Origin of the sequence: Dolichospermum compactum NIES-806 (genome assembly GCF_002368115.1) — a bacterium.
In the GTDB taxonomy this organism is placed as follows: Bacteria; Cyanobacteriota; Cyanobacteriia; order Cyanobacteriales; family Nostocaceae; genus Dolichospermum; species Dolichospermum compactum.
The window spans coordinates 1,742,585-1,755,631 of sequence record NZ_AP018316.1 but is presented as its reverse complement, the minus strand read 5'-3'; the positions used below and the strand labels follow the sequence as shown (position 1 = coordinate 1,755,631).

12 protein-coding genes and 1 pseudogene are annotated in these 13,047 nt (G+C 38.7%); 8 read left to right on the top strand and 5 right to left on the bottom strand.

What is annotated here, in order from left to right; genetic code table 11:
- Positions 1 to 107 precede the first annotated feature (107 nt).
- The gene (deoC, locus tag CA730_RS08470; RefSeq protein ID WP_096666236.1) at positions 108 to 794 is read right to left on the bottom strand and encodes a deoxyribose-phosphate aldolase; all 687 of its coding nucleotides are present in this window, start codon (positions 792 to 794) and stop codon (positions 108 to 110) included.
- Positions 795 to 901: 107 nt separating this feature from the next.
- The gene (locus CA730_RS08465) at positions 902 to 2,026 is read right to left on the bottom strand and encodes a DNA cytosine methyltransferase (RefSeq protein ID WP_407919778.1); all 1,125 of its coding nucleotides are present in this window, start codon (positions 2,024 to 2,026) and stop codon (positions 902 to 904) included.
- 304 nt (positions 2,027 to 2,330) lie between these two features.
- Between CA730_RS08465 and CA730_RS08460 the strand changes: the two genes are divergently transcribed.
- The 8 genes from CA730_RS08460 to CA730_RS08420 all read left to right on the top strand — a co-directional run bounded on the left by CA730_RS08460 (position 2,331) and on the right by CA730_RS08420 (position 11,866).
- A complete protein-coding gene (locus CA730_RS08460; RefSeq protein ID WP_096666229.1) occupies positions 2,331 to 3,674 on the top strand; it encodes a DEAD/DEAH box helicase in 1,344 nt (447 codons plus the stop codon).
- 233 nt (positions 3,675 to 3,907) lie between these two features.
- Positions 3,908 to 4,321, top strand: a complete 414-nt coding sequence (locus CA730_RS08455) for an exonuclease domain-containing protein (protein ID WP_231940048.1) — start codon at positions 3,908 to 3,910, stop codon at positions 4,319 to 4,321.
- Positions 4,322 to 5,289: 968 nt separating this feature from the next.
- Positions 5,290 to 6,864, top strand: a complete 1,575-nt coding sequence (locus tag CA730_RS08445; protein WP_096666223.1) for a photosystem II high light acclimation radical SAM protein — start codon at positions 5,290 to 5,292, stop codon at positions 6,862 to 6,864.
- A gap of 152 nt (positions 6,865 to 7,016) precedes the next feature.
- Positions 7,017 to 8,417, top strand: a complete 1,401-nt coding sequence (locus CA730_RS08440) for a DICT sensory domain-containing protein (protein ID WP_096666221.1) — start codon at positions 7,017 to 7,019, stop codon at positions 8,415 to 8,417.
- The gene (locus CA730_RS08435; RefSeq protein ID WP_096666218.1) at positions 8,414 to 9,073 is read left to right on the top strand and encodes a pentapeptide repeat-containing protein; all 660 of its coding nucleotides are present in this window, start codon (positions 8,414 to 8,416) and stop codon (positions 9,071 to 9,073) included. The genes CA730_RS08440 and CA730_RS08435 overlap by 4 nt, the downstream gene beginning before the upstream one ends.
- 291 nt (positions 9,074 to 9,364) lie before the next feature.
- The gene (rfbC, locus tag CA730_RS08430) at positions 9,365 to 9,910 is read left to right on the top strand and encodes a dTDP-4-dehydrorhamnose 3,5-epimerase (RefSeq protein WP_096666215.1); all 546 of its coding nucleotides are present in this window, start codon (positions 9,365 to 9,367) and stop codon (positions 9,908 to 9,910) included.
- Positions 9,903 to 10,793 carry a dTDP-4-dehydrorhamnose reductase gene (gene rfbD, locus CA730_RS08425; RefSeq protein ID WP_096666212.1) on the top strand — a complete coding sequence of 297 codons (891 nt, stop codon included), beginning with the start codon at positions 9,903 to 9,905 and terminating at the stop codon, positions 10,791 to 10,793. Before rfbC ends, rfbD begins: the two co-directional genes overlap by 8 nt.
- Positions 10,790 to 11,866 carry a glucose-1-phosphate thymidylyltransferase gene (locus CA730_RS08420; RefSeq protein ID WP_096666209.1) on the top strand — a complete coding sequence of 359 codons (1,077 nt, stop codon included), beginning with the start codon at positions 10,790 to 10,792 and terminating at the stop codon, positions 11,864 to 11,866. The genes rfbD and CA730_RS08420 overlap by 4 nt, the downstream gene beginning before the upstream one ends.
- A gap of 216 nt (positions 11,867 to 12,082) precedes the next feature.
- On the opposite strand, the gene CA730_RS08415 is transcribed toward CA730_RS08420, so the two are convergent.
- The 3 genes and pseudogenes from CA730_RS08415 to CA730_RS08405 form a co-directional block, all read right to left on the bottom strand.
- Positions 12,083 to 12,310 (bottom strand): hypothetical protein, encoded by a 228-nt coding sequence (locus CA730_RS08415; protein ID WP_096666206.1) that lies wholly within the window; start codon positions 12,308 to 12,310, stop codon positions 12,083 to 12,085.
- A 35-nt stretch (positions 12,311 to 12,345) separates the two neighbouring features.
- The gene (locus CA730_RS08410; RefSeq protein WP_096666203.1) at positions 12,346 to 12,675 is read right to left on the bottom strand and encodes a helix-turn-helix domain-containing protein; all 330 of its coding nucleotides are present in this window, start codon (positions 12,673 to 12,675) and stop codon (positions 12,346 to 12,348) included.
- A 49-nt stretch (positions 12,676 to 12,724) separates the two neighbouring features.
- Positions 12,725 to 13,009, bottom strand: a pseudogene (locus CA730_RS08405) (DUF3800 domain-containing protein); the annotation flags it as partial.
- Positions 13,010 to 13,047 lie beyond the last annotated feature (38 nt).

The following is a 13,047-nucleotide window of genomic DNA, read 5'->3' as shown; positions in this document are numbered from 1 at the left end:
TGGAAAATGATGTAAGACGGTTAAAATAGGTATTCAAGACAAATGTTACAATAGAAACTAATTATTGTCTAGTCAATTTGTGAAATTACCTGATCATTTCGTAGGTATCAATTAGTTGTTTCTTTTTCTGGATTATGGCGTTGACGAAGTAAATCCACACCGCGAGATGTGCCTAATCTAGTTGCACCAGCCATAATTAATTCTAAAGCATCATTATGAGTGCGAATACCTCCTGATGCTTTGATGCCTACACGATCTTTTGCTATCTCTTTTAAAAGCTTCACATCAGCTACAGTTGCGCCACCATTCCAACCTGTACTGGTTTTTAAGAATGCAGCACCAGCATCCATAGCCAGTTCCGCAGCGATTTGTTTCTCTGTATCCGTAAGCAGGCTAGTTTCTAAAATTACCTTTACAGGTTGTCCAGCTTCTTCACAAATTGTGGCAATTTCTCGGTGAACTTCCTCTGTTTTTCCCGCTTTTAACCACCCTAAATTAATAACTACATCCAACTCAGTAGCACCATTGTCTACTGCTTCTTTAGCTTCATATAACTTGACGGCTGAAGTATTTGCACCATTGGGAAAACCAATGACTGTACAAACTTGAGGATTTTTTTTATACAAAAGTTCTGCTACTTGCTTAACATAACAGGGATTTACACAAACCGCTGCAAAGTTATATCTATATGCCTCATCGCACCATTGACTAATTTGCTCTGGGGTAGCAATTGGTAATAGCAGAGAGTGGTCAATAAATGGTGCAATATCAATGTTTGGATAGTCTGCTGCCATAGTTTTTCTGGTAGGGTTTATTAAACTTGATGAAAATTAAAGTATTTCTTATATATTAAACTACATATCAAGAAAAGTCGGAAAGTAGGGGCGCAAGGCCTGCGCCCTTAATCTTGCAACTCAGCGTTTAAAAAGTCAAGAATAGTTTGTGCTAAGGCTTTTGCTGCTAAGTAGGGAACACCGTTACCAACGGTTTTAAACATATTCGTAAGTGACATATTTTCTGGAAGGGAAAAATTAGCAGGTAAGGATTGAATTGCTAAAGCTTCGGCTATAGAAATACGTCTAATTTTGTAAGGATGTAAATGGACTTCATTATTACCATAGCAAGCTGTGGGAGAATAACGCCACCTGTGCAAACGTTTAAATGATTTTTTGGAATCATCTCCTTCAGCAATAGTAGCAAATTTTATTTTACCTGCTCTTGGTTGAAAATGATGTTGAGCATTGGCATGGTTGAGAACTTGATTTTTTCTAAACCAATATTCAACAGTGAGTTTTTCAGGAATATTTTCAGGACAAGGAATTATGGAATCTTCTTGAAATGGTTGGCTTTTATGCCAAGGATAGGTAAATACTTTTTCTTGAGGATATAAAATATGTTTTTCCCAAGGAAAAGTAAATTCATCTTTAGTTTTTATATCTTTGAGAAATTTATCTTGAAAGCCTATTAAAATAATTCTATCTCTATCTTGAGGGACACCATATTCAATAGAATTAATTAACCGTTCTGTTAAGATATAACCGGATTTCTGTAATTTTATTTTTAGTTCTTCAAAAAATAAACGGTGTTTTGTGGTTCTCCATAAACCTTTGACATTTTCAAATAAAAAGAAATCGGGTAAATTTTGACAAATCAATTCAACATAAGCAGATGAGAGTTTACCATTATCGCCTAAATGTCCTTTGTTTTTGCCACCAATAGAAAAATCAGGACAGGGTGGACCACCAATAAAGCCTATTATATTATTTGATTTACGGGAATCTTTGACTAATTCATTTAATCGTTGTGCTGGTGTTCCTGCTATTAATTTACTTACGTCTGAGGCTTCTGCTTGATGATATCCATATTCAGGTTGGGGGAGGTTGAGTTTTTCCCTTGAATAGCGATATGCCGACATGAATGGAGGAAATATTTCGTTGACATAAGCAATTTTATAGCCGCTGGTTTCAAATCCTAAATCGAGGAATCCTGAGCCAGAGAAAAAGGAGAAAATAGTCGGACATAACATAATCTTTAAGGAAAATTTGAATCTTCACATTAACCAATAGATTCTATATTTTGTAATCATCTAAATCATTCCTAAAATGGATAAATTACAAAGAATATTTACCCTATTTATATTACTATTGGTACAAGTAGCATAAGGGATAATTCCTAGAGGTTCAGATTTCACCATAATTCTGCTATCATGGAAGGCTGTGGGATTTGCTCCTAGTCTTGGTGCTTACTGCCCATTTGTGTATTTTAAACCATTCGTCCGCCTAAGACTGAAGCCGTGATTGGCGACAGGCCGATGTTATTCTTGGAGTTCTATGTCTTTTTCTAATCTCGGCTTGTCCCCAGAAATTGTTCGTGCTGTCACTGATCTGGGATATGATAAACCTACACCAATCCAGAAACAGGCTATCCCTGTGGTATTGTCTGGTGGTGATATTATGGCTGGAGCGCAAACGGGTACTGGTAAAACTGCCAGTTTCACTCTGCCTTTGTTACATCGCTTGTCTGCAAATAAGGGCATTTCTAGTAATTCTCATGGATTTCCGCCAATTCGCGCCTTAATTCTGACTCCTACCCGTGAACTTGCTGCACAGGTGCAAGAAAGTGTCCGTGATTATGGTAAATATTTGAATCTGAATTCAATGGTGATGTTTGGGGGAGTGAGTATTGGTCCCCAAAAACAGAAATTGAGAACCCGTGTAGATATTTTGGTTTCAACTCCAGGACGATTGTTAGATCATGTCCAACAAGGGACTGTGAATTTGTCCCGTGTGGAAGTGTTGGTACTGGATGAAGCAGACCGAATGCTGGACATGGGTTTTATTAATGATATCCGGCGTATTCTTTCACTTCTACCTAAACAGCGGCAGAATTTGCTATTTTTTGCGACTTTCTCTGATAAAGTTAAAACTCTTGCGGCTGGGTTACTAAATAACCCGACTATGATTGAAGTCGCACGCCGGAACGTAACTGCGGCAACGATATCACAAAAAGTTTATCATGTGGACAGAGAACGGAAGCGGCAATTACTTTCCCATCTGATTCGAGAAAACAAATGGTATCAAGTATTAGTATTTAGCCGCACGAAGCATGGCGCTGACCGGTTGGTGAAGCAGTTGGGTGAGGACCGGATTCAGGCGCTCGCTATTCATGGTAATAAGAGTCAGGGAGCGCGAACTCACGCTTTAGCTAAGTTTAAAGACGGGACTTTGCAGGTATTGGTAGCAACGGATATTGCTGCGCGGGGTCTTGATATTAGCGAGCTACCTCATGTTATTAATTACGATTTACCCAATGTCCCAGAGGATTATGTACATCGCATTGGTCGGACTGGACGCGCTGGTGCGGAAGGACAAGCGATATCTCTTGTATGTGTTGATGAACATCATTTGTTAGCGGATATTGAAACCCTGATTGAGCAGCGTTTACCGAAAGAAGTGGTAGATGGTTTTGCTGTGAACCCGGAAATTAAGGCTGAACCAATTCCCAATGGACGTAAAGCTCCTTCTGGTGGTGGTGGAAATCAGCGGACTCGTCGTTCTGCTCCTAAATCTGCTTCTTCAAAATCACCTAGACAACCTTCTTCACGCACAGCCGCAGGTGATAAAAAGCCTGGTTCTAATTCTCCTACACCACGTCGTTCTGGTAAACGTAGGTAATAGCTGAGTTGATAATTGATAACTGACAATTGACATTATCAACTTTTACCCATTCCCCAGATTATTTTTGGGGTTTGGGAACTGATATTTGGTGAAATCGGTTCTTTATAATTTATGCTATAATTAGCACGGGTATTACGATTATCTACTGATAAGTAAATATAAACTTTGTTATTTTAGATACTGAAAGTAACCCAAATTTAACTGAATTAGCTATTGTTAATAGTCAAGGTGTGCTAATTTATGAAGGTTTTTGTGATGGTAACTCTCATGGTTTTCAAAATGTTTTAAATCTCAAAAGTCTCAAAACTTTACTAACAGAATTTCTGACTATTGTTGAAGAGAAAAAAATTATCTGTCACTATGCAGAACATGATATTGATATCCTCAAGCATAGTTTTCGGCAAGTTGGTTTACCTTTGCATAATTTAGAATTTGATTGTACTTGGATTTTAGCTAAAGACTGTTTTCCAAATTTAGAAAGTTATTCTTTAGAGTATCTGAGTAAATACTTGAATCTGCGAGCTTATAATCAATATTTTTTGCCGAATATGGCACATACCGCTAGTTATGATGCCACATTTACTTATCATTTTTATAGAAAAATTGTGTTAGAACCAGGACTTACGCAACTGGCACATTGGTAGGGTGCGTCAGATATCAACAATCTGTTTATTTGCAGAATTTATGCAGTCTGACGTACCCTACAACAGATTTTTGGTGTGACACTTGCGTAAGTCCTAAGAACAAGAAGATAGGATTCTCTTTGATTTGATTTATGATCTAATTATCAGTATTCATAACAAAGATTTAGACATAGATTTGGAATCAGCTTTAAATTTTGTTACCACTCATCAAGAATGGTATCACTGGATATTTACAAAGTTTGGTTTCACTCCACCCAAAAAATAAAATCATTTCGTTCCTATGCTCTGCATGGGAATGAATTGAGGAAGAATCTGGCTTCGTCTATTGCTTGTCTTTTCCTTTGACTTTGATCTCGTAAATTATCATGGTGAGGACCTAACAACCATATTATTATGTTAGGGTATTTTACATAATCTGTCACTGGAGGAAGACAGCCTCTGTCTGACTTTCATCCCTTGCCTAAAGGACGGCTAAGTTTTTCCACCAATCTCCAAAACTTAACCTCAAGGGTTTTCAGTCTAGTCTATTATAAAAATTTTGTAAATAAATCTGTATTTACTTAACAAAATAGACGATAAAGGAGAATATCCATTGTTATCTCCGCTAGAATCTCTGTAAATCCTTTACAGCCAAGAATTTCCCCCTTTGACTGCCAAAGTTTACCCTCCCTGGTAGGTTGAATTATCCCTTGCATCTATCTTCGGAATTACCACGAAAAATCATCGCTAAATTCATAAACTCGATGTTATGGTAAATGTATATGAAAATTTCGTTCATAAATCCCATATATAACAAGCAAATTTTATGCAGTGCAGTTTTCACATTCACTTTGATCACTAACGGCAAAAGTTTTTGCATAGCACAAAACAACTGAAATGTCAAAAATAATGCTAGTCCAGTCAGAAGCAAATTCACAATTCCTCTAGTCTTTTCCTCAACTACGGCAAGCATTACAGTTAAACCACGTATGAACGCAACTAAAATCCTCTACGTTCGCCTTCCCTGTAACCCTATCTTTCCTATTGGGGTTGTCTATCTTTCCGATCATGTCCACAAATTATTTCCTCATGCAGAACAGCGGATTTTTGACTTAGGCACAATTCCCCCCCTAGATTATGCTTCCGCCCTAGACCGATGTATTGATGAGTTTAAACCCACACTCCTAGTCTTCTCCTGGCGAGATATTCAAATTTACGCCCCAGTTGGTGGACGGGGCGGCAATCCTCTCCAAAACGCCTTTGAATTTTACTACGCAAAAAACCCGTTTATAAAATTGCGTGGTGCTTTGGGCGGGCTGAGAATTTTTATTGCTTATTATGTAGAATTATGGCGCAATTTGGGATTAGTTAAACGGGGTTTAAAACGCGCCCAAAAATATCAATCTCAAGCCCGTGTAGTTTTAGGCGGTGGTGCAGTTAGCGTATTTTATGAACAGTTGGGTAAAAGCTTACCGCCCGGAACAATTATTTCCGTCGGTGAAGGAGAAACCCTACTCACAAAACTGCTTAAGGGTGAAGATTTTCAGGATGAACGCTGTTATGTTGTAGGAGAAAATCAACCGCGTCAACGGCTAATTCATGAACAACCCACACCCCTAGAAAAAACAGTTTGTAATTACGACTACATCGAAACTATTTGGCCGGAATTTAATTATTACCTGCAAGAACAGGACTTTTATATTGGTGTCCAAACCAAACGCGGTTGTCCCCATAATTGCTGTTACTGTGTTTATACAGTAGTTGAAGGTAAGCAAGTCCGCATTAACCCTAGTGACGAAGTTGTAGCGGAAATCCGAGAATTATATAACCGGGGTATTCGCAACTTTTGGTTTACAGATGCTCAATTTATTCCCGCCCGGAAATTCATTGATGATGCTGTAGAACTTCTCCAAAAAATCGTTGATTCGGGAATGTCGGATATCCATTGGGCAGCATACATTAGAGCCGACAACTTAACACCCCAATTGTGTGAGTTGATGGTAAAAACAGGCATGAATTATTTTGAAATCGGGATTACAAGCGGTTCTCAAGAACTGGTTCGCAAAATGCGAATGGGTTATAACTTGCGGACTGTCTTACAAAATTGTCGTGATTTAAAATCTGCCGGTTTCAATGATGTAGTTTCTGTTAACTACTCCTTTAATGTGATTGATGAACGCCACGAAACTATTCGTCAAACTATTGCTTATCACCGCGAACTAGAACGGATTTTTGGGGCTGATAAAGTTGAACCTGCCATTTTCTTCATTGGACTCCAACCCCATACCCATTTAGAAGAATATGCCTTTAAAGAGGGTATTCTCAAACCTGGTTATGATCCTATGAGTTTAATGCCTTGGACAGCTAAAAAACTCCTCTGGAATCCTGAACCATTAGGTTCTTTCTTTGGTGAGGTGTGCTTACAAGCTTGGCGACAAAATCCCAATGACTTCGGACGGGAAGTGATGAATATTTTAGAAGCCAAATTGGGTTGTGCTGATTTGGAAGATGCACTTTCTGCACCGATAGAAAAACCAGAGAAACAATTAGTAAGCGTATCTTAAAACTCCTGGGCGATTAGAAATCACGGCTACACAAACAAAGTCTGCCTGCGCGGACTAATTAATACTTAAGATATTGAACCCACGAAGGTGGGTTTTACCTGTGTAGGCGCGGTTTATAACCGCCGTATTATCTGAAATCCCCAATTAATTCCATGTTACAAGGTTCAATTCTCCAACAGTTAGAAGCATCTCACCGCCATAGTGCTAGACCTATTCATTTTGGCGTGTACTATAAAAATACCTTAGTGTCTCTCTGCCATGCTTTGGAAGATCATATTTTAACTAAAGATAATGACCCTTTGGTGATTACGGCTTTCCAGCAGGGTAAATGGTATCTGGAAGAGGCTCAAAGATACGCAGATATCGCGCAACACAGCCGGGAAATTGTAATTATGGCAACGGCTGATGCTGGTTTTGCTGAACATCCGACTGGTCAATTACCTAATATTGATTTGGTGGGATTAGCTGCTGATGATCCTGTGGCGCAGGAGTGGCACTTGATTATTTTAGCTCCTGATTACACGGCTATGGTAATTTGTCAAGAGTTATCTGAAGCTGACTATGGGAAAGATGGGTTGCCAACTTGCGATTTAGAGCGTAAATTCTATGGTTTATGGACATTTGAACCGGAATTGGTGGAGGAAACCGCCGAGTTAGCGATCGCTCACATTAAAGACTATCATCCTGAACTAGCACTCAAACTGAGTCAATATAAACAAGCAATTCACCCAGCTATCTGTCCGGGCGAAGAAGTAGCTACCGTTGTCTCTCGTGTTGTTGATTACCTCAAAACCGGACAAGGTAACTTACCTATTCTCACCGCATCCCACCAAAAATTTCTAGATCGTAACTTGGTATCTAACGAAATTCAGGCATTTTTGCGGATGGCACAATTGATTGATCTAGCAGATAGCCGTAATCCTGTAGCCGCGTCAGAAGTAGCATCTCTCGCTGAAACAATGGGGCAATTATTGGATTTACCAGCATGGCAAATTAAAAGATTACGCCTAGCTGCTTTATTGCATCGTCTAGATCCAATGCAAAAAGCCAAAAGCCTGATTAGTCCGACTCATATAACAACAGCTTATCAAGAAGAAGCCGCTAGTTGTCCCCTAGCTTGTCCCCTCGTACCAGGAGCGCAAGCATTACGAATCATGCCAAGACTACGAGCTATTGCCCAGATTATTACTCACCAAAGCGAATGGTGGAATGGTGCTGGTGAACCCGCAGGTTTAGCCGGTGATGATATTCCCTTAGAATCACGAATTTTGTCATTGGTAGCAGAATTTCAGCTACAAATCAATCAGTATAAATATTTAAGCGAAGGAGGAGCAGAGATATTTGCTCAGTCCTTAGACCAGTGCCGAAAACAACAATCCACCAGGTTTGATCCTAAACTTGTAGATACATTAACTTTATTAGTGATGGGTTTACAACAGGGGCTTGATTTACCGATAATGACACCCAAGGTCAGCAGCGGTTTATGGTTACTCGACTCGCGTTGGGATACCGACAACAAAAGTAGTGAGCAGATTTCAATGTACAGCAAATGAATATAGAAACCATTAGATTAGGGCAAAACAAACAACTCCCCGGTGCAAATTTAGAAGATGAGGATCTATCTCACCTAGATTTAAGGAAGATAAATTTAACAGGGGCTAAACTGGTGGGGGCTGACTTCACTGGTTCTAAATTAGAGGGTGGTCATTTTGAAGGTGCAAATTTAATGGGGGCTAATCTGCAAGAAACAGACTTGCGGGCTAACCTGATGGGTGCAAACTTGATGCAGGCTAACTTGACAAGTGCGGACTTACGTGGGAGCAACTTACGGGGTAGTAACTTGATGGGAGCAATCCTCAACGATGCATCTTTAGCCGGTGCTTTTTTAAGTGGCGCTAATTTGCAGGGTGTAAATTTGCAGAGTGTTGACTTGCGATGTGCAGATTTACGAGGTGCAAATTTAACGGGAGCTAATCTCAAAGGTGCAGATTTAAGCGGTGCAGATTTGCAAGGTGCTGTACTAATTGAAGCGAATCTTGAAGAAGCAGATTTAAGAAAAGCAAATTTAGCAGGGGCTAATTTAACTGGGGCTAATTTACTCTGTGCTGAATTAGATGCAGTGAAGTTAAATGGCGCAAATTTAGATCGGGTGTGTTTGCGGGGAACAGTTTTGGAAGCTAGGAGTTCGGAGTTAGGAGTTCGGAGTTAGGAGTAAGAAAGAAGGAAGAAGGAAGAAGGAAGAAGGAAAAATTTATTTACCCGTCAATTATTTCTTAACAGACTACTAGGAAATGCGGCATTGGTGAATGAAGGTATGATTTTTTCTCACCCAGAGGCGCAGAGAACGCAGAGAGTAAGAGTTTAAGAACTAGAATATTTGATTTTCATACCTCAATTCAGCAATGCCGGAAATGCTATATAGTTCCTCTGGGTTCTCGTGTCAGGGATTGACTGAAAGGTGATATTATTATGAGTGTTATTTCCGAGATTTAACAACTCAATGAATATTATCTCCACCTCTATTCCTGATGTCCTGCTCCTCGAACCCAAAGTATTCCAAGACTCGCGGGGCTTTTTTTTGGAATCCTACAATCAAAAAACATTCACAGAAAAACTAGGAATCACAGTCAACTTCGTTCAAGATAATCATTCAGAATCTGAATACAATGTCCTGCGAGGATTACATTATCAACTCATCCAACCTCAAGGTAAACTAGTCCGGGCCATTGTGGGGACAATCTTTGATGTCACAGTAGACATTAGAAAAAACTCCCCCACCTTTGGACAATGGGTAGGTTACGAACTCAGTGCCGAAAACAAACGCCAATTGTGGATACCAGCAGGGTTTGCTCACGGTTTTCTGGTGCTGTCAGAAACTGCCGAAGTTTTGTATAAAGCTACAGACTATTATGCACCAGGAGGCGATCGCTCAATCCTTTGGAATGATCCAGATTTAGCGATAAATTGGCCTCTGAAAACACCCCCAATTTTATCAGCTAAAGATAGCAACGCTCCAACTTTCAAAAACGCCGAAGTTTATGAATAAATCAATATTATTAATAGGTAGTAACGGACAAGTTGGTACAGAACTACAACATACCCTACTAGCATCCAACCACAAAGTTATTGCCCTTGCCCGTCCAGAAATAGACCTAACTCAACCGGAAAACTTACGCCAAATCATCAGAGAAAACCAACCTGAAATAATTATCAATGCCGCTGCTTACACCGCAGTAGATAAAGCCGAAAGTGAGCCAGAAAATGCTCACATAGTCAACACATTAGCCCCCCAAATTCTCGCCGAAGAAAGTCAAAAATCAGGAAGCTTCCTCATTCATATTTCCACAGATTACGTATTTAATGGCAACAGTAATCATCCCTATCAAGAAACCGATAATACCAATCCATTGAGTGTATATGGACAAACAAAATTAGCCGGAGAAATAGCAATCCAAAATATTTGCTCTCAACATCTAATTCTCCGTACAGCCTGGGTTTATGGAACTTATGGCAAAAGTAACTTCGTCAAAACCATGTTACGTCTTGGTAAAGAAAGACCAGAAGTGAGAGTAGTTGCCGATCAAATTGGTAGTCCTACATGGGCGCGAAATATAGCCTTAGCAATTACCCAAATTATCCCCCAATTAGCATCAGAAACTGCGGGAATTTATCACTATACAAATAGTGGTGTAGCCAGTTGGTATGACTTCGCCATAGCTATCTTTGAAGAAGCAGAAAAACTCGGTTTCCCCCTAAAAATTGAAAATATTATCCCCATTACCACTCCTGAATATCCCACTCCCGCAAAACGTCCTGCCTATTCCGTTCTCGCTTGTGAGAAAATATCGAAAGTCTTGGGAACTTATTCTCCTCATTGGCGACAAGAACTCAGATTAATGTTAAAAGAATTACAAGAAAAATCTCTATGAAAGCCCTAATTTTATCCGGTGGAAAAGGTACTCGTTTACGCCCATTAACTTATACAGGAGCAAAACAACTTGTACCCGTTGCCAACAAACCAATTTTATGGTACGGCATTGAAGAAATGGCTACAGCAGGGATTACTGATATTGGTATTATTATCAGCCCAGAAACCGGGGAAGAAGTCAAGAGTAAAACCGGAAATGGCGAAAAGTTCGGCGTTAATATCACCTATATTTTACAAGAAAAACCGGCAGGATTAGCCCAAGCTGTCCAGGTTGCCCGTCCTTTTTTAAAAGATTCACCCTTTGCTATGTATTTAGGTGATAACCTGATTCAACAAGGTGATTTGAGTTCATTTTTAGATAAATTTACTCAACAACAACCAGATGCTTTAATTCTGTTACGGGAAGTTAGAAATCCTAGTGCTTTTGGTGTGGCAAAGGTAGATCAAAATGGCAGAGTTTTACAGTTAATTGAAAAGCCTAAAATTCCCCCTTCAAATTTAGCATTGGTAGGAGTTTATTTCTTTTTACCAGTTATCCATGATGCAATTTCTCTGATTAAACCTTCAGCTAGAGGAGAATTAGAAATTACTGACGCGATTCAATGTTTAATAGATCAAGAAAAAGAAGTTTTAGCTTGTAATCTTGAAGGTTGGTGGTTAGATACAGGTAAAAAAGATGATTTATTAGAAGCTAACCGTCTCATTCTTGATACCTATTTAACAAAATCAATTCTGAGTGATATTGACTCTACAACCCAGATTACTGGAAGAGTAGAAATTGGTGTTGAATCTAAAATTATTAACTGTACAATTCGCGGACCTGTGATCATTGGTAATAACTGTTATTTAGAAAACTGTTTTATCGGGCCTTATAGTAGTATTGCCGATAATTCAACCCTCATAGAAACAGATTTAGAACACAGCGTAGTATTAGAAGGTGCTAAAATCACTGGAATTCAACAACGAATTATTGATAGCCTCATTGGACAACGCGCCCAATTAAGTATTGCCCCCCGTCGTCCTAAAGCATTACGCTTTTTAATTGGTGATGATTCGCAAATTGAACTGACTTAAAGACAAGAGGTATCATTCTAGATACTGTACCAATATTCAATCAAAAGGCTGGTTTTAGCAATACTATAAATACCTTGCTAAAACTGGCTTTTATTTCAATATGTTCTGTCATGATTATTTCTTTTTATCTTTAGGACTTACGCACAAGTTACTAAAAACGAACCACAGAGAACACAGAGAACACAGAGGAATGAGAGTTTGAGATCGAGTAAGTATCTACCATTCATCAAAGTCAACCTTTTCACAATCTTGTTTTATTGTTTCACTCATTAGCTGTAAGTCTTCTTTGGGTATTGAACCGGCAAACTTTAGTAATTCTTCACCGGGAACACCTTTGATTTTTGATTTTGTTAAATTGCGGGCAAATTCCAGGACTTGATATTGCAAGTCTTGAGGTATTATGTTTAATTGTTGAATAATTGGATCAGAAATAGATGTAGTCATAATTTCCTTGAATTTTGACTTTGAATCAGTGCAAATTAAACTACTGTTATCCGTGCATTATCTCTCAATTTAGGTTTGACTGTAATTTCTACATCAATTCCTAAAGTATTGAGAAATCTAAACATTCTTTCTAGAGAAAACCCTGCAAGTCTTCCTCTCATTAAAGCAGAAACTTTTGGTTGATCAATTCCTAATAATTCAGCCGCTTCTGCTTGTGTAATATGACGTGCAATAATAGCATTACTGATTTTACGTGCAAGTTCTGCTTTTACTAGCATTTCCTCTGGGTTGGGTAAATCTAAATCAGCAAATACGTTACCGCTACTGGTTTTTATTTCAATCTTTTCTGTATTGTAATTGTGCATCTACTTTAATTACTCAATTACAGGGATTTGCATATCAATTTCTTGAAATTTATTGCAGGATATGTAATCCATGAACTATACCACCTTCAGAATCAAACCTTTGCTGAATGATAGAAAAAAATCTACTATCTCCCTTTTCAAAATTCCTAAAAATGGCGTAAGCAATTATATCAGCAAGTTGAATTAATCTCGAAGCTTTTGAGTCTAAAAATAATGGTACTTCAGAAAAATTTCTGATTACACCCCAACTGTAGCCAATAGTTCTAAAATCAGTTGCTAAAGATTGAATGGTTGTTTCATACGTAGATTTATCAAAAATGATAATACCTCTCTGTGTATTATCATTAGGACTTACGCAAGTGTCACACTAAA